We start from the raw sequence: 16269 nt of genomic DNA, 5'->3' as shown, positions 1-16269 counted from the left end.
TCCTTACCAAAGTCCCATGCGGACACGGAGAGTATTATTAGCATCAAAAATCTGAATGATATTATTGGTGATCACCATCCGTCCGGTGCCGGACGAGCCGTTAATATAAAACGTCCCAGATTTATTTAACTGCCAACCTGACGTATTAACTACGTAGTTATTCGACTGAATGAAGTTACCTATCTTCGCGTTCGTTATCGTTCCGTCCTGGATGAATGCGTCACTGATAAACACCTGCCCATTGATTACCGCAAACGGTGAATACTGCGTCGTGCCGGAGCCACTCATTAAAACAAACTGGTTCGCGTTAAAGCCAACACGAGTAACCACCGGCTGTCCGGCTTGCGCCAGAACCGCGATCGACATTCCGGCGTTGTACATCACGCCTCCGATCCGCACACCTGTTTTCAGTGTGTAAATGGCTGAGGCTCCGCTGGCATCAACAACCGCCGTCAGCTTATCTTCGAGTGCCGCCGTCACGTCCCCGATTTGAGCCTGCACTTGTGTACTTAAATCAGCCAATCCCTGATCGACTTCAGCAATGGTGGTTTTAACCGTCAGAATGTCAGCGCGCACCTCCCCGTTCTGAGCGAACTGGTGATCTACGGTCGAGTTGAGGTTTAAGGCATTCTGAAGGATGGCGTCGATGTTGGTTTCAATGTCACCCGTCAGCCGGTCTCCGTCAGCAGAACTAAGGAAATCATCCGCGATATCGCCGAGGTAATCGTCGGCATTATCGTTAACCATGCCTCTGACCCACTCGGTATACCCTGACTCATTCCCGGTCTTATCCACCAACTGAGCGCGGTACCAGAATAACTGACCTGCCCTTAATCCCAGCTGCGTATAAATTGCCTGTGGATATGGGACATCAGACAGTAATAGCGGGTTCGACTGATCGGAGTTCGGTGTGTACTGGATCTCTGTTTTCAGCGTGTCAGAGGTATTTTCTGAGAAGCCCCAGTTCAGCTGAATCCCCCAGTTGATACCAGTGGCCGTGAAGCCAACCGGCTTCGGCGGGTTCCCCTCTTTTCCGGTAAGTGTAACTTCAACTGAATAACCCCAGCCGCTGGATATTTCTGCCGCATTGATAGCACGCACGCGCACAAGATAGCGGCCAGCGTAAATGCCAGGCACTTCAAACGACGTGGTAGAACTGCGCGGTACGTTTACCCAGTTGCCGTCATTACGGCGCCACTGTGCCTCATAGGCGATAGCGTTAGCCGTCGTATCCCACGTAGCCCGCATGGTCTGAACACTGATCCCTTGGTTGACCACGGAATAGGACCCGATCTGAATGTTGGCAGGTGCCGACTGGCTGCCCGGCGGGATAACACTGATCGGACGTTCGTCAATAATGGCGCCGGTATCGATGCGCGCATATTTATCCGGGTCGTGATAAGACGCTGAAATAGTGAATGTGTTGTCGTTATTGTCGGCGACGCTGAACACACGGTATTGCTGCGCATACAGCTCGTCAGACTCTACAACCCAGACGCTTTCAGCTTCTGGCGTTTCGCCATAGGCAGCCGTCACTGTGACAATCTTCCCGGATACTGACTGAATCGTGCGTGACTGAGCTGCACCGGATGGAAGGTTTAAAATCAGCCGGCCACCGGCGGCGGCATCAGGAACACGGTCCAAGGTGATGGCGCGTCCATTCACCGAACTTATGCGGCCACCGGTCACTTTTCCAGACAGCATTTCATCCGCAACCGCAATGATGTAACCCGGCTGTGGGATCATGCCATCCAGACCGACCGAGAAAGTAATCACGCGGTCCTTATTATTGGTCAGAATACCCCAGCGCCCTTTCCTGTTTGCCTCAGACTGGCGGGTACAGCCGATCGCCGTCAGCTCTAACTGATTGAAGCCGTAGCGCGTAACCAGATCCTGTTCAAAGACAGGTTCCATTGCGTCAGCGTAGGCATTGTCCGGATCAGACCATGACACCAGAGCCGTCGTATACCGTGTCTTGGTGGTGCTGCTTGAGTAACTGAACTGACCATCGATGACGTTTGCACGGGTGTAGCTGTAATCGATGTCGCGGGGCATGTCTGCCAGGGCAACGATCTGATTTCCGCCCCAGTAGGTCATGCCACGAAAGATGGCCGCGAAATCCCGAAGAACCGTATAGGCATCATTCCGGCTTTGCACGTAAACATTGCAGACATAACGCGGCTCTGTGCCGCTGCCGCCCTTCCCGTCAGGAACCTGCTGATCACAATACTGCGAGACCTGGTACAGCTCCCATTTATCGATGTTAGCCGCGGTGAGCCGGTTACCCAGACCAAAGCGATCCGTCACCACCACATCATAGAAAATCCACGCTGGGTTATCGGACCATGCCCATTTAAAAGCCCCCGCCCATGTCCCGCTGTACGTACGCGTTATCGGGTCATAGTTATCAGGTACGCGAATGACGCGCCCCTGCGGTTCGCATGAAATCTGCGGGATAGAACCGTTGAACTGGCTGGAATCAAATTCGATGTACAGCAGCGCTGTGTTCGGATAACGCAGTTTGGCGTCAATGACTTCTGTATAACTCTGGATCGTCATTGCGTCGCCAATTTTGGCGCTGTTAGCATCAGTGGTAATTTTACGCAGGCGAATAGTCCACGTTGAACCAGCCTGCGGTAAATCAATACGGTGGCTGCGCTCATATCCCGATGTGGTTTTACCGGTAACCGCTGTGTTGATTACTGTCTGAAACGCGCCGCCGTCGGTCTGCATTTCAATGGTGTAATTAATCGAGTACCCAACCAGATCCCCATCATCTTCTTGTTTGAAGAGTGACGGCCATTTCAGCCTCAGGCGAATAGCGGAAAGTTGGGTATTTGTGAAAGTGTGCGTCCAGGCGACTGTGCTTTTAACCTCAGTACCTACGCTGATTTCGTTTTCGGTCCCCGGCAATCCCTGTATGTAGGATTGCGCCTGCGTCCCGGCGCGGAACTCCCACGCCACCCCGCTGAAATTGATCGAACCGTCGCTGTTTAGAAGCGGCGTCCCGTCCAGAAAAATGGATTGGCCTGTGAGGCCACCGCCGAATTCCCCTTCCCCCAGAGCAATAAGCAGTTTTGCTTTAGCGATAGACTGGAGGTCATCTGGCTGTTCTACAGGCGTGCGTGAAGAAGAACTGCCGCCCTTGCGGCCTTTTATTTTGGTTGCGGTTGCCATATTGCGCCCATAAAAAAAGCCGCACAACGGCGGCTAATGATGGATACCTGATCAAATATCAGGGTGTTTTGTAAGGATAATGTGAATTACGCTCAAGGATCAGCCCGGCCATGTTTAGAGCATGACCGTCATTCACTGGAGGGATGGCTGATTAACTCGGTAAGAGAAATCGAAGGTAACGATGGATAAAACAGAGCGTCATAACTTCACTAAATTCCCATATCGCAGTCAGATAAGAGAAAATGGAGATATAAACAATGGCGGGTTTGATTTAGTTCAATACCCTGAAAAAATCCATGATATTCATGAAATTAATGAATACCCATGGTTCAGGGATTTTATAACTAGTATTAACAAGAAAGACGGCTTATTTATGACTTTTGGCTGTGCCATAGGTCACGATGAGCCATTTCTACATGGTTATATAGACTTATCATGTCGCCATAATGTCTCAGAAAGAATCAAAAAAGAGATTGATAATCTTGACGTCAATTTTTATGAGTATCTTTCTCAGGCCATTCCGGATGGGGAAACCCGCCAGCAGGCCACTCAATATATTCAGAGCATTCTCCTCTGGCTTTCGTCGCCTCTCGAAATCTATGGTGAATCATATTCAAAAGTGAACCTGACTTTTCGTGCGCGACAGGAGGACGGTCTGAAATGGGCATTTGATCACCTTTCATATTTCTTGACTGAATATTTTCCAAAAAATGAAATTTTATAGTTAGGTGTGGTCAGGGCAGTCATTCAAAAACTTGACTGCTCTCACTGCTGGTCTTCGACATAAATGCCGGCTGAAATAATCGCTCCACCGATCCGGCGTTTTCCGTAAAGAAGCGGAACAGGGTATCCTTGAGCTGCTGTATTCGTGACACCACCGAAAGCATAAGAGGCCTGGTTATCGGCATCCTGTTTGCTGGCGAGACCCGCTGTCTGCGGAGAGAGCATTTGAATAATTCCTCCAGCAGCCATAGCAACACCGGAAGCGGCCAAGTAATATTGCTGCGTCACGACACCAACCACCACAAGGACTGCGCCAAGGATTGTTTGCAAGAGGCCAGCTCTTTTACTCCCCATAATTACCGGGACAATTCGAATAACCTCTCCAGTCACGGGATAGCCAATATCATCTACCCCTAAATTCTTCTTACCGCGAAAGACAGCATATGTAAGACCCCGCCGCTTGCTTGTAATCATAAATTTTCCAAAACCGTCTATCGTAGCTGCTAATGCTCGAGTTGATTCATGGACGGTACGTATCAGTCTGTGATGGGTTTTGCCAAAAGTTTTACCAAGCACACCGCCTAGTTCAATCTGACTCATTACTTCTTCCATAATTCCTCCAATGAAAAAACCCGCCATAAGGCGGGTTGATTGTTAAAACGCTGTTGGATAAAGACCAAAATCTCCGTTAGTGCCATATCCTATTCGATAAGTCAGGGGATTTTCTTTTGTGACTGTTCCCGTAACCTCTACCATGCCGCCACCACATACTCCTTTAGGCCAGGCACTGAAAACATGATTGCCCAAGGTCGGGTAAATTACGACCTTCTCAGCCGTGTCCAGATCAGCAATTTCTTTTCCGTCAATATATACGCGAGTAAGACAAGCGCTGCCTGAAAAACCAGAGTCTCGCTTAATTGTTACCATGCCATTATTTTGCGTCTTGGATATTAGAAACTCTGAATTAAGCACCCTTACATCGGGTACATTTTTTGCCTGACTGGTTGACACTGGCTTAGTTGCGCAACCAGCCAGCCCGAGCACCAGCACTGCTAAAAGTATTTTTTTCATCATCATCCCTCTGAGTTAATGGAAGAATGATAGCAGCACCACTCAGCAAGGCAACGCGCCTACATCAGATCTTTGTGCCTGACAATTTTCATTGTCCGTTCCTGCCAGTACCCACCGTAAGGCACGCGCTGACTGAGCATCCCGTGCATGTGATGAAGAAGCATATTGCCCTCGAGCAAGATACCGGCATGATTCCACTTATTGGATTGCACCTGCATTATTAACATATCACCGGGTATAGGCGGCCCGCTGACTTCACGGAACCCGCATTCATACCAGCAGTCCTGATAAAAATTATCCGGATAATCATTCTCCCACCATGGGTAATCTACGCGGTAATCGGTCAGTTCAATGCCGTGGGTTTGCCTGTAATAGCTCATCACCAGCCCCCAGCAGTCGGTGTGGCCAAGCACGAACGGGCGCTCGAGTAACGGCAAGTCGCCGCGGGGCTGGATAGTGCGAAAATCCCCCTCCGGCCAGTTCACGATGTGCCAGGGTAATTCTGTTCCGTCGCACTGCGCCTTATCCAGCTCGCTCGGCTGGGTTGTTGCATCGGGGTGGCTGTGAACAATGGCAATAACCGTTCCCCAGTCCTCAGCCTCAGCATAACCAATTGGGTCAAGGTGAAAATCTTCACTCGGATTGGCTGCCAGATTGGTACAGGGGAAGTAACGCTCTACCCGGCTTTTCTGCGCTACCACGCCACAACATTCGTGCGGGTAGCTCTGCCGGGCATGTTCAAAAATATCCTGCAGGGTTTTATCGCGCATAGTCAGCTCTTAATCAGAGAGGTGCCAGGGAATCCGCCGAACGGCAATTCGTTGTTTGCTCCGAAGCGGAGTTTGCAGCCAGTGTTGAGCGTGCCGTTGCATACATCGAGAGAAGGATCGCTTACCGGATTACCGTGCTTATCGAAATATTTGGTACCGGCATAATCACAGCCATCACCTGATCGGTATTTCCCACGGATGCACCAGGTGCAAAGTGAATGAAGCTGCCGAGTGGGGATCATCAGCCCCTGTAAATCCATCGGGCTACTCAGCGTGAACTCAACTGAGATATTAGTTTCCATGCTTTTGCTGTCAATGTAGAAAACCTGCAGCTTTTCCTGCGTGGCGTCCGCCGTCGCATTCCCACCAGCAAAGTTTCGTGCATCGAGATATTGCGCCAGCGTATCGTGAATCGTCACCACTGCCTGAAGCATGTCGTCGTATGCAAGGCAAAGCGCCGTGATTGAGCCGTCGAGGTTAGCTACTGTCAGTTTTGGTTGCGCGCCACTGCCGCTGGTGGATGCCTCAATGCCTTCAATCTGAACCGGCCAGGCGGAGTATTCATTGCCCTGCCACCAGATAGATTTCGCAGGAAGCTTCGACTCATCATAGGTCGGAACACCCCCTACATATTCAATGCTGGTGATGTAGCGGGTACCCCAAGGTTTGCTTGCCGCTGGTAATGCAACAAAACTCGCAGAACCGAACGAGAGGTTCGCTGTTTCTCCGTTTGAGTAAGTTATTTTGATTCCTGAAGCACCATTGGCAGGAATATTTGCAGTTGCTGCAGGACGGTTTGCTACAGAAGTTAGAGTGGGCATGTAACTTGAGGGTCTATCAGATAATTCAATTTGCGCTCCCCACAACTCTATACCGCTTGTTCCATCACCGGCCCACGCTGCATTTCTAGCGCTGGTTAATGTAGGGACTAACCCGAAAGCGAGTAATTTACTGGCTGAAGCATTGCCAGTTACGGGGACAACAGCTGAGCAATAATACCACCCACCACCAATAGGGAATATAGTCACATCTAACCCACTGGGGTTGTAAGTCGTGCCATTGGTTAAATCAAAATTTATGAAGGCTCCGCTAATACCTGTCGCGCCTGCTGACCAAGTAAATTGCAGATAATTGTATCCCGATGACTTAGCAAACACTGACAGAGCATATTTCTCACCCTGAGAAACTGCTCCCTGAATGCTTTGATTTTTAGATCTTGATGATGACCCACTACTAAGGGGAACCATCTTCGAACTAGTTAAAGAGCCATCTGGGGCCACACCTCCATAAGTTATATTAACGCTCGTTCCTGTCCAGACTGCATTATTTAGAGCTGAACTTTGTAGCAGCCTGTTTGATGAGGCTGGCTCTGGTTCAGTCCTCCCAACCGCCCCCGAAAATTCAAGCGGCCATTGGTTCGCCGCGGCCTGGTATATTTTACCATCCTGCCCGAGGTAACTTACCGCGCCAGCACGCGTGTAAGTAACACGGCGATCCAGTGTCGCATTATCCAAACGAATCGCGCTGACCGGGTTCGCTGCCTCAATTTCTGCTTCGGTGTAAGGCAGATTGTAATTGTGAAATCTGAGGACATCACCAGTCCCAAAAGCGGTGCCATCCACTTCAAAAAGCCGGACGGTGTCTCCCGGCTCGAGTTTCTGATAATCGCTGTTAATGCTCATGGTTTAAACGCCTGTTCGAAAGTAGCATCAAGGGTGTATTTCCCCGCCCCGAGCGCCGTTGGCTTGTACGTGTCACATCGAAACATCGCCAGCGGCTCGAGCGGAGGTTTCCAAAGGAACGCCTTTGTTCCCTGATGAGCATCCAGAAACGCTTTAATCGCCCCGATGTAACTCTCATTGCCAGTAAAGCTCAGCGTCCACTTTTGACTTTTGGGGTTTAAACCATCCCCTGCAACCTGGGTGTATCCGTCGCCGAACTGCGCTTTCCGCGTGCGAAAGGTTGTGTCGGCTTCGGCGTTTAAACGCGGGCACCACGTGAATGTTTGAATAGCCATTGATCACCTGTTTTTCATTGCGTTCCAGATGTCGCCGCCGGGGCGCAGATCCTTCATCTTGTTCTGCTGATACAGCTGGTTTACATAGTTGGCGATCTGCGTGCCGAACTGCTCCCAGCCACCGGATGATTCAGTGCTGGCGTTGCCGTTGCTGTCGATTGTGATGTAGACCTGCGGTGCGCTATTGCCTCCAGCCCCGGAAGCGCCAGCAACGAGCGCCCTGACACCCAGTGACCCGTCGGCTGCGCGAGTCAGCGGCATGATCGCTTCAGGTCCTGCCTCACCAAACACACCGGCACCTTTCGCAAAGGCGAACATGGTGGGTGAGTTGTATACCCCGTTACTGAAAGAGCTCAGGGATGGAGAGTCGTAAACGCCGCCTTTCGCATTGAACGAGAGATCGCTGTAAGAACCTGAGGAAAATGCATTTGAGGAGGATGCCGCGGCACCGCCGCCAAAGTAACTGGCTGCGCCACCGGCAATCGTACCCAAAAGGCCGCCCCACGCTGAACCGCCACTGCTTCCGCCCATCAGGCTCACAGCCGCCATCTGGAGCGCTACTTTCTCAATGATCTGCAGAACAGAAACACCCCATGACTTCCAGCTGACCTTGTTGCCCTCTAACATGGAGGTAACGTTGGTGAATGCGCTGTCCATCGTAGTTTTTACGCCGTCGGAAACCGTGCTGGAAACATTACTGACTTCTTCCAGCCAGTTGCTATAACCTAGTGAAGCACCGGATAGCCAGTCAGCCTCGGAAGCTGCGATTGCCTTATATTTCACGTCCAAGGCATCCAATGCTGATTTTTGCGCTGCGACGGCCTGTGAATTATCTTTTCCACCTGCCTTGTCAAAAACACGATTTATCTGTTGAGTTTCATCAAACCGAGAACGCTGACGGTCGCTAAGTCCTGCCGTCTCTGTCATGAGGGCGGTTTCGTCGCGGTACTTTCTGGCGGCGTCAGTGAGGTCTTTCAGCGCGTCGGCCTGCTCACGCTGCTTTCTAACCGTTTCATCCGCTTTCTGATTCCACTTCGCCAGTTCTTCAGACGACTCACGGATCGCTTTGATTTGCGCTTCCGTCCATTTGGTACCTGTCTGGTGGGACGCAGCATAAAGTTCGGACGCCTTTTCACCCTCAGTCGCTCTGACCCTTTGCACCTCAATAGCCACACTCAGATCGGCCATCTTCCGGGTGTACTGCTCAGCCTGCGCCGCGGCTTCCCGCTCGGCTTTGTTCTGCTCTTTGGTTGCGGCACTCGCGCCTTTTTTGGCGTCCGATAACCGCTGGGTATTGTTGTATTCGTCCTCCAAGGCTTTGGTGTACTGGATGGAGTACGTGGCATTTTCAGCGCCAGTTTTCCCCATTTTCTCCAGATCAAACTGCGCCTGCTTGCGGACTTTCGACAGACCGGTCAGACCTGCGAGCTCCGCCTGCTGCTGCCTTTGCTGTAGGCTCTGCTGATCCTTGGTTGATACGTCCGCCTGCGGCACGCGCATCGGCGAATTGACCAGACCGGCGCGGGACTGCAACAACGTGTTACCCAGTGAGAGAAGGCGGTTAAATTCAGTGTGCTGGCCGTTCATCATCAACAGGGACTGATAAGCGGTATTTTGCTCGGCGGCCTGCTGCCGGATCAGCGCAACGCGGCGGTGTTCCAGCCCCTCTAAAACCGTCTGAATCTCGAGAGACTTACCCTGCATTTCCGATAAGCGTTCCTGCTCAACGGTCAGTGAGGAGGTGGCTTCTCCGAGGGACTTCGTCGCACTGTCGATGCTGGTCAGGTGATTGACCATGAACCCGCCGACGGTAGGCCCCGGATTCGCCAAAATTTGCTGATAGCCGCTGATTTCAACTTTCAGCTTACGTACTCTTTCAGCCTGTTCAGCAACCAGCCGGTTTTGTTCATCAAACGCGCTTTTCGTTCTTTGAACGTTATCATCCGTTTCCGGCAGCGCCATTGAACTGGTTTTCTGCCGGATCAAATCTATGGCTTTGCCGTACTCCTGCGCTTCGCGGCGGGCCTGCTCATTTTGCTGAGAGGTATAAAGCCACGCGGCACCGATCCCCAAAACCACGCCCGGTATGCCGCCGACAGCGCCCAGAAGGCCACTCCCAATACGGGAACCCAACGACGCGACGGAATTGAGACGGGTTTGCGCCGCCTCACGGGCTGCCATGTTTCTGGTTAACTGCGCCTGCGCGGCCGCCAGCCTTTTCTCAGCTGCCGTTTGCTGGTCCGCGCTGACTGCGGCGGCTTTCGCCTGCTGAGCGCGATAAACCGCAGCGCGGGCGCGGGCAGTTGAAATCTGCGTGCCGCGAACCTGTGCAGCAGCCAGAGCAACCTCAGCCCGCTGCGCCGCGATCATTTGCGTGGTGGCTGTACCGACGCCTGACGCCATGTTGCCAAAGAAGCGCGCCGCGCCAATACCCACCAGAACGCCGAGAGTAGAGGCGACCTGATCCATGTTGTTGGCGAGACCGTCCAGCAGACCGCTCAGTGAAGCAGTGACGCCGGTTGCCTGATTCTGCGCACCAACCCATGCCTGAAAGGCGTTTTCAACTTTCGTTACTGACCCGCTGACAGACGCCGGGAGGCTGGCAAACTCACCGCGCAATGTGCCGAGCTGGCTGATGAGCGCAGGCACCACTTTGTCGATCGTGAGCTGGCCCTGATCGGCCATTGCCTTTAAATCTTTTCGGGCTACGCCCATGCCCGCCGCCAGCGCGCGGATCACACGGTCGCCTGATTCGTTCACGGCGTTGAACTCTTCGCCGCGCAGAACGCCCTGCGCTAACGCCTGGCTGAACTGTGTAATGACAGAGCTGCTTTCTTCCGCACTTGCCCCGGACAACTTTAACCCGGTCGAAACTGACTCGGTGATTTTCAAAACGTCCTGCGAGGAATACCCGAATTCGCGCATAGAGGCAGCGGAACGGGCAAACAGGCTGGCGTTATCCCCAAAGGCAGTGCCTGTCACCTGGCTAATCGCCATCAGCGCTTTTTGGTTATTGCTGAAATCTTCTGTCGATTGAGATGCCTGTTTTAAACGGGCATTAACCTGATTCCATTCGTCAGCAAGATTGATCAGGTGGCCAGTGGCGAATGCACCGGCGAAAATACCCGCCATATCTTTGGCAGTGTCGCTGATGCCCGATAACTGGCCGTTGAGGTCGGCGATTGCGCGCTGGCTTTGACGCGATGCGGACTCTGCCCTGCGGCTTCCCTGCTCCATCGTTCTGTAATAGTTTTCACCCATACGCGAGGCGCGGGCTATTTCACTTTGAAACGACGTGGAATTAGCAGAGATTTTAATAATTAGTTCGCGCAGCGTTGCCATTTTTCACCCATAAAAAAACCCGCCGGAGCGGGTGTTAATCTGCAAGCTTGCCGAGGAATCCTTCGAGGCCGTTTTCTTCTGTTTCCACTTCGGCCTCATTCCACTGAAGCAGGGCATCATTAAGACTGACCTTACCGCCCTGAGCGTTGAATAGGGCGGCGGTGATTTGTGCGGCATGCAGATCGGCGCGCCGGTCCCCGATCGGACTGATGCGGTCAAACTCCATCCACAACTTCAGCTCACTGGCGGGAAGTGTATTTTTCAGCTCATGCAACGTGCGCCCGAGGCGGAGCGCCAGCGTCATTAAGAAGAAGGTGCCGGGCTCTCTGACTTTTTTTCAGCGGCTTCCGCCGTGGTGCTAAGTTCCAGCGCCTGCTTAAGCAAACGGGAATGCACCGGACCGTAAATCTTTTCGACCTGCGCCCGATCTTCCTCTTTGAAGACTGGCTGGTCGTTCTCGTCTAACAGCACATCGATAAAGAGAATGACGTCGGCCTGCATGTTGCGGTGAACTGTCTGCGCCGGTGTCATTTTTACCGGCTCCTGGCCTTCCGGCAGTTCGGGACTGATGACCTGTTGCCATTCAATCCATCCATTAGAAGAGGGCTCGCGGATCGTCACGGCTGCATCGCCCCATTCTGGAACGGTCACAACTTTCTTACGAAAACCCGACAGCGGCGCCAGCGCCAGCGTGCGTAGTGATACGGCTGATTTAACTTTGCTCATTAATTTCCCCGGTAAGTTTCAGGTAATAAAAAAGCGGCCGAAGCCGCTTAGGTTGTTGCCGGACGGATACGCTCAGGCTTGCCCTTGATGCGCAGCGTGTAAGACGCGGTGACCACTCCGGACGTCGATGCACTCCATGAGTTCTGGCGAACTTCGCAGAGATAAGCAAAACCGTTGCCTGACGGGAAAACGACTTTAATCGCGCGGATCTCGTCGTTGTCGTATGCCGTTTGCAGCGCTTCCTGTGCGGCTTCACTGCCAGCCCAGTTACGGGAGAGTGTCATTTCAGCCGGTGCAGCCAGACCGTTCGTCTGTTCCTGTTCGGTAGAACATAGAGTGGTCACGTCAATGTCGGACTTCTGTCCGCCGGTATAGCTGATTTCCTTCGTCGCGCATTGGGCATCAATCCAAGTACCGCCAACGGGATTTGGTGTGGTCGCCGGACCGTCAGAAATGCTGACGGTGGTTCCCTGCGTTTTTTCGTACTTACTGACCATGTGATGATCTCCAGACATAAAAAAACCGCCCGGAGGCGGCTGATTAGGGTGAGTGAAACTATTCCCAGATTTGAACTTCGATCGTCGCCCGGTATAAGCCGGTGTCAGATTCGTAACCTTTGGTACCCATGAGGGAGGTTGGCATTAAAGGCTTGAGCGCTTCTTTGGCCTGAGCCCGGATAGCCGTTGCCTCGTCGATCGTTGTGGCATAAACGTCAATCTGGACGGAGTTCGACGACGCCCCGGACTGCCCGCACATAACGTCGTCCTCATTATCTGACGGCAGGCTGAACACCAGCCACGGCGCAACGGTGCCCTGTGGCGCGACATAGGGAAAAACTTTGCCGTTGCACAGCCCGCCGATCAGAGGGTAAATATCGGCTTCGGTCATTTTGACAATACCTCATCAATGGCCTTGTTCAGCTCATCAAACCCGGCCTGTGCCGCCAATTCCTGATTGGTATCGTAGGCAGGGCGAACGAAAGGATTCGCGGGCATCTTTGATGTGCCCAGCTCGATGAAGCGCCAGTAAAAGGCGTTATTACGGCTGGCACCCTTGGTGGTGTTATCGCTGTTCGTTCCGTTGGGATTGGTACCGCGAATATGAACACCGGCCACCGCTTCGCCGGGTCCTGACTTACGGCTCACCACGACAATGTTGCGTGCCAGCTTCCCGGTGCGTTTCGGCGCGCTTTCTTCTACAGCGTCACGGATCACTTCAGCGCCAGCCCGCGCGGCCTGATTGAGTACCTTTTTGGTTTCAGCTTTGCTCAGGACGGCCAAATCTTCCGCCAAGTTAAGAAGATCGCTAAAATCCAGATTGGCTCCGATCATTGCTTTATCCCCTTCTCACAAAGAATCTCAAGACGCGTGCCATTTTCGCCGCTGAGCACTGATTTCACATCGTAAACTTCATTGCTGCCGGTAGGTGGAATATGAACAATCCGCCAGGCGGCCGTCGGCACCGCATCAGGATATTTCCTGATCCAAATGCGCGTGGTGGTACCAGCTACTTCAGCGCCTGAATCCAACAATTCCCGGCCTGAGATATCAGATATATCCGCACGCACGGATTTAACATCAACCCAGCCGGTACTGGGCTGACCTGACGGCAAACGCCCTTCTCCGGGCATTTGCAGCATAACGCGATTCCGCATTCTCCCCGCTTTCATAGGCCGTATATCCGATAGGGTTGAAGAAGCGCTACGACAGCAAAATCAAAGGTACTCGTGATATTGCCCACGTTTACTGCTTCGCGGTTCTCATACCAATGCGCAATGAGAAGAAGCATGGCTGTTTCAATATCCTCCCCATAAAGCAAGGCGTCAGGGTCCAGTAAATATGCTGGATCAGCTTCTTCGTAATACATTTTGCGGCGGGTATAGTTCTCGACATATCGGACAGCAGCCTTAATGCGAACATCGAACCAATCATCATCTTCAGTGAATTCCTGCTCAATATTGCAGTGATGCTTTGCCTTATCGATTGTCAGCATAATTCCGCCCTATTTTTTCTTTGTTTTTGGCTCTGGCTCTGGCTCTGGCTCTGGCTCTGGCTCTGGCTCTGGCTCTGGCTCTGGCTCTGGCTCTGGCTCTGGCTCTGGCTCTGGCTCTGGCTCTGGCTCTGGCTCTGGCTCTGGCAGGTTATTTGCTTCGCCACCCGGCACCAAGCCAGATAACGAAAGATTTACCTGCACTTCAACTGCATACCCCTTCGCGACCAGTTCACGCCCATGCTGTTCATTGGTTTCAAAGGTTTCCTGCTCTACCACAACGTTGCTGTTGTGATAAATCGGCTTAATTGCGATTAATTTCATTGTTATCACCACAAATAAAAGCGGCCATGCGGCCGCTTATGAGATGAAAGCAGATTAGGTGGTTGGGCCACCTGAGAAGGAACCATAAATGAACGCTTCCGGGCGCTTAACTGCCAGCGCCAGACGCTCTTCGCAACGGATCGAAATCATGTTCTTTTCGAAATCGTCGGTGTTCTCGGTGCTGATCACCACGTTGGCGTCTTCACGGTCGAACAACTGAGCGGCGGCATTAAAGGCACCTGTCAGGAATTTACCCTGGAAGGCGGCAGTTTCTGTGGCCACGACCGGCAAGCCCCACAACGTAGGACCCGTAAGAGCTGAAGGATTCGCCAGAATGTAGCGGCCCAGCGTGTCTTTCGTCAGTTCGATCTTCGCCCAGTCGATGAAGTGCAGGACATGGCCTGATGCTGGGAAACGCGCCAGTTGTGCCTGCAACATGGCCAGACGCAGATCATCGATGCCGTTCTGCTGATCTACCGAGAATGCCGGGTCGAACGTAGAGGCTTGAGGCACGATGCCGTGAAGGTGTGCGCCGGTACCGTCGCCGAAGAGAATTTCCTGCTCTTCAACATATTTCAGGCCGTAGCGCATTTCTGCGTCCACCGTTGATTGCAGCTGAGCAAAGTCATCGAGGATCTGTTTCGATGCTTTGAACATGTGAGCAATGGTGGTGACTGGGGTGATTTTGGTGGCGAATTCAATGCCGCTGTAAGGTTTGGTTGTCCCTTCCGCAACAACCTTCGCCGCGTTGGTGAAACCGGTCTGCTGTACCCAGAAAATCGCCGGTGCGCCGGTGCGACCAGGAGCAATCAAATCGCGGATGAACAAACGCTGTTTTGGTGATGTATCAATGCCAGGCAGGCGCTGAGGTTCGACGACCCCGTTGGCAACGTCTGTGGAAATAAGCGCTGCATTCACGGGAATGTTTACACGTTTGCCGCCTTCAACGCTCGCCGCGAAATTCTTGAGTGCTTCGGAACTGATCACCACTTTGCCCACGGTCTCCACAACCTTCGCAGCATTGTTCATAGGCATACTGGCAACATGCTGCTCCAGCTCACCCATCGCGGCTTTAATTGTTTTGTTCGCTTCGGTCAGCGCATTGAACTCGCTTGCAATTTTATCAACCGCCTCTTTGGTCTGAGCAGAAAGCTGACCTGAGTTTTTTGCTTCTTTCAAAGCATCCTCGGCCTTCTGACTGAAGGTGCCAGAGACTTCTTCGAGTTTCGCGGATACTTTTTTCAGTAATTCATTAACGTCTGACATGGTGATTCCTTATTTGCCGAACGCGGCCAGCGCGTCTTCAAGTTGTTTGATGTTTTCAGGGTTGGGATTGTCGGTAGCGCTCGGCTTACCTTGGTGATTGTCAGTAGCGCCCGGCGTACTGGCAGATAAAGATTTGAGAAGTTTTCTGCGCTCTGAGCGCGGTGTATTGGCCTTGGCCAGCAGCGCATCGAGTTTTCGCAGCGCTGCTGCAGGGCTTTCGTCCCCATCGGAAATTTCATCCGCGGACAGAAGCCGGTCAGCAAAACCTTTCTCGACCGCATCGTTGCCGCCGATGTACGTTTCGTTGTCCATCATTGCTGAGACGGTTTCGGCATCAAGCCCGCTGCGCGCGGAATAAATATCCTGCATTGCCCGGTCGAAGGGCTCCATGTCCTGAGCTGCACGCGCGAGGTCAAGCCTGTTTCCTACCGCGACGACCCAGCAATTGTGGATCATGAGAAACGCGCCGCGCCCGATCTGCACCTCGTCACCGGCCATGGCGATAATCGATGCGGCAGAAGCGGCGATGCCCAGCACCTTTACGGTGACTTTGCCGCTGTATTCTCGCAACTGGTTATAGATTGCCAGCCCTTCGAACATGTCACCGCCCGGCGAGTTGATGCTCACCGTGACGTCTTCCCCGTTCATTGAGTGAAGAGCGCCAGCAATTCGGTTAGCGGTAACACCCTCCCCCCAGTAATCAGAACCAATGACATCGAAAATAGAGATCGTGTTGTCGTTGTTGTTGGCAGCCTTAATGCCACCGTCCCAGCGATCCAAAGCTGCCGGTGATAGCTCACTGGTGACTTTCGCGCACGGGCGCCCCTCCGGCGCTGCCGGAAGATTCTTTAATGACATGGGTTG

18 protein-coding genes and 1 pseudogene are annotated in these 16269 nt (G+C 52.6%); 1 reads left to right on the top strand and 18 read right to left on the bottom strand.

The features are described 5' to 3' along the window. Positions 1–3: 3 nt before the first annotated feature. Positions 4–3177: a DUF1983 domain-containing protein gene (locus GE278_08975; protein ID QLK60881.1), complete on the bottom strand. Its 3174-nt coding sequence runs from the start codon at positions 3175–3177 to the stop codon at positions 4–6. Between the two features lie 181 nt (positions 3178–3358). Between GE278_08975 and GE278_08970 the strand changes: the two genes are divergently transcribed. Next, positions 3359–3901 (top strand): hypothetical protein, encoded by a 543-nt coding sequence (locus tag GE278_08970; protein ID QLK60880.1) that lies wholly within the window; start codon positions 3359–3361, stop codon positions 3899–3901. Positions 3902–3942: 41 nt separating this feature from the next. Here GE278_08970 and GE278_08965 read toward each other — a convergent pair whose 3' ends face one another. From GE278_08965 to GE278_08885, 17 genes and pseudogenes are all read right to left on the bottom strand, one after another. Beyond that, on the bottom strand, positions 3943–4512 hold the full coding sequence (locus tag GE278_08965; GenBank protein QLK60879.1) for a tail assembly protein: 570 nt from the start codon (positions 4510–4512) through the stop codon (positions 3943–3945). Positions 4513–4554: 42 nt separating this feature from the next. After that, positions 4555–4971: a hypothetical protein gene (locus GE278_08960; protein QLK60878.1), complete on the bottom strand. Its 417-nt coding sequence runs from the start codon at positions 4969–4971 to the stop codon at positions 4555–4557. A 59-nt stretch (positions 4972–5030) separates the two neighbouring features. Beyond that, positions 5031–5741 carry a peptidase P60 gene (locus GE278_08955; GenBank protein ID QLK60877.1) on the bottom strand — a complete coding sequence of 237 codons (711 nt, stop codon included), beginning with the start codon at positions 5739–5741 and terminating at the stop codon, positions 5031–5033. Positions 5742–5743: 2 nt separating this feature from the next. Next, complete coding sequence (locus GE278_08950) at positions 5744–6490, bottom strand: phage minor tail protein L (protein ID QLK63250.1); 747 nt, start codon at positions 6488–6490, stop codon at positions 5744–5746. A gap of 786 nt (positions 6491–7276) precedes the next feature. Next, positions 7277–7423, bottom strand: a pseudogene (locus GE278_08945) (phage minor tail protein L). Next, positions 7420–7758 carry a phage tail protein gene (locus GE278_08940; protein ID QLK60876.1) on the bottom strand — a complete coding sequence of 113 codons (339 nt, stop codon included), beginning with the start codon at positions 7756–7758 and terminating at the stop codon, positions 7420–7422. Before GE278_08940 ends, GE278_08945 begins: the two are co-directional and overlap by 4 nt. Positions 7759–7761: 3 nt before the next feature. Further along, on the bottom strand, positions 7762–11100 hold the full coding sequence (locus tag GE278_08935; protein ID QLK60875.1) for a phage tail tape measure protein: 3339 nt from the start codon (positions 11098–11100) through the stop codon (positions 7762–7764). Between the two features lie 34 nt (positions 11101–11134). Then, positions 11135–11404 carry a DUF4035 domain-containing protein gene (locus GE278_08930; protein ID QLK60874.1) on the bottom strand — a complete coding sequence of 90 codons (270 nt, stop codon included), beginning with the start codon at positions 11402–11404 and terminating at the stop codon, positions 11135–11137. Continuing rightward, positions 11404–11826 carry a phage tail protein gene (locus GE278_08925; GenBank protein ID QLK60873.1) on the bottom strand — a complete coding sequence of 141 codons (423 nt, stop codon included), beginning with the start codon at positions 11824–11826 and terminating at the stop codon, positions 11404–11406. The genes GE278_08930 and GE278_08925 overlap by 1 nt, the downstream gene beginning before the upstream one ends. A 47-nt stretch (positions 11827–11873) precedes the next feature. Next, entirely contained in the window at positions 11874–12323 is a 450-nt protein-coding gene (locus GE278_08920; protein ID QLK63249.1) for a phage tail protein, read from the bottom strand. Positions 12324–12381: 58 nt separating this feature from the next. Then, positions 12382–12714, bottom strand: a complete 333-nt coding sequence (locus GE278_08915) for a DUF3168 domain-containing protein (GenBank protein QLK60872.1) — start codon at positions 12712–12714, stop codon at positions 12382–12384. Further along, positions 12711–13157 carry a hypothetical protein gene (locus GE278_08910; GenBank protein QLK60871.1) on the bottom strand — a complete coding sequence of 149 codons (447 nt, stop codon included), beginning with the start codon at positions 13155–13157 and terminating at the stop codon, positions 12711–12713. Before GE278_08910 ends, GE278_08915 begins: the two co-directional genes overlap by 4 nt. Further along, the gene (locus GE278_08905; protein QLK60870.1) at positions 13154–13495 is read right to left on the bottom strand and encodes a phage head closure protein; all 342 of its coding nucleotides are present in this window, start codon (positions 13493–13495) and stop codon (positions 13154–13156) included. The genes GE278_08910 and GE278_08905 overlap by 4 nt, the downstream gene beginning before the upstream one ends. Further along, complete coding sequence (locus GE278_08900) at positions 13492–13818, bottom strand: phage gp6-like head-tail connector protein (protein QLK60869.1); 327 nt, start codon at positions 13816–13818, stop codon at positions 13492–13494. Before GE278_08900 ends, GE278_08905 begins: the two co-directional genes overlap by 4 nt. A 9-nt stretch (positions 13819–13827) precedes the next feature. Next, on the bottom strand, positions 13828–14139 hold the full coding sequence (locus GE278_08895) for a hypothetical protein (GenBank protein ID QLK60868.1): 312 nt from the start codon (positions 14137–14139) through the stop codon (positions 13828–13830). 54 nt (positions 14140–14193) lie between these two features. Further along, positions 14194–15405: a phage major capsid protein gene (locus GE278_08890; protein ID QLK60867.1), complete on the bottom strand. Its 1212-nt coding sequence runs from the start codon at positions 15403–15405 to the stop codon at positions 14194–14196. Between the two features lie 9 nt (positions 15406–15414). Then, on the bottom strand, positions 15415–16263 hold the full coding sequence (locus GE278_08885) for a Clp protease ClpP (GenBank protein ID QLK60866.1): 849 nt from the start codon (positions 16261–16263) through the stop codon (positions 15415–15417). Positions 16264–16269 lie beyond the last annotated feature (6 nt).

This window comes from Enterobacteriaceae bacterium Kacie_13 (assembly GCA_013457415.1).
Classification (GTDB): Bacteria; Pseudomonadota; Gammaproteobacteria; order Enterobacterales; family Enterobacteriaceae; genus Rahnella.
This window is presented reverse-complemented; position numbering and strand designations above follow the sequence as displayed.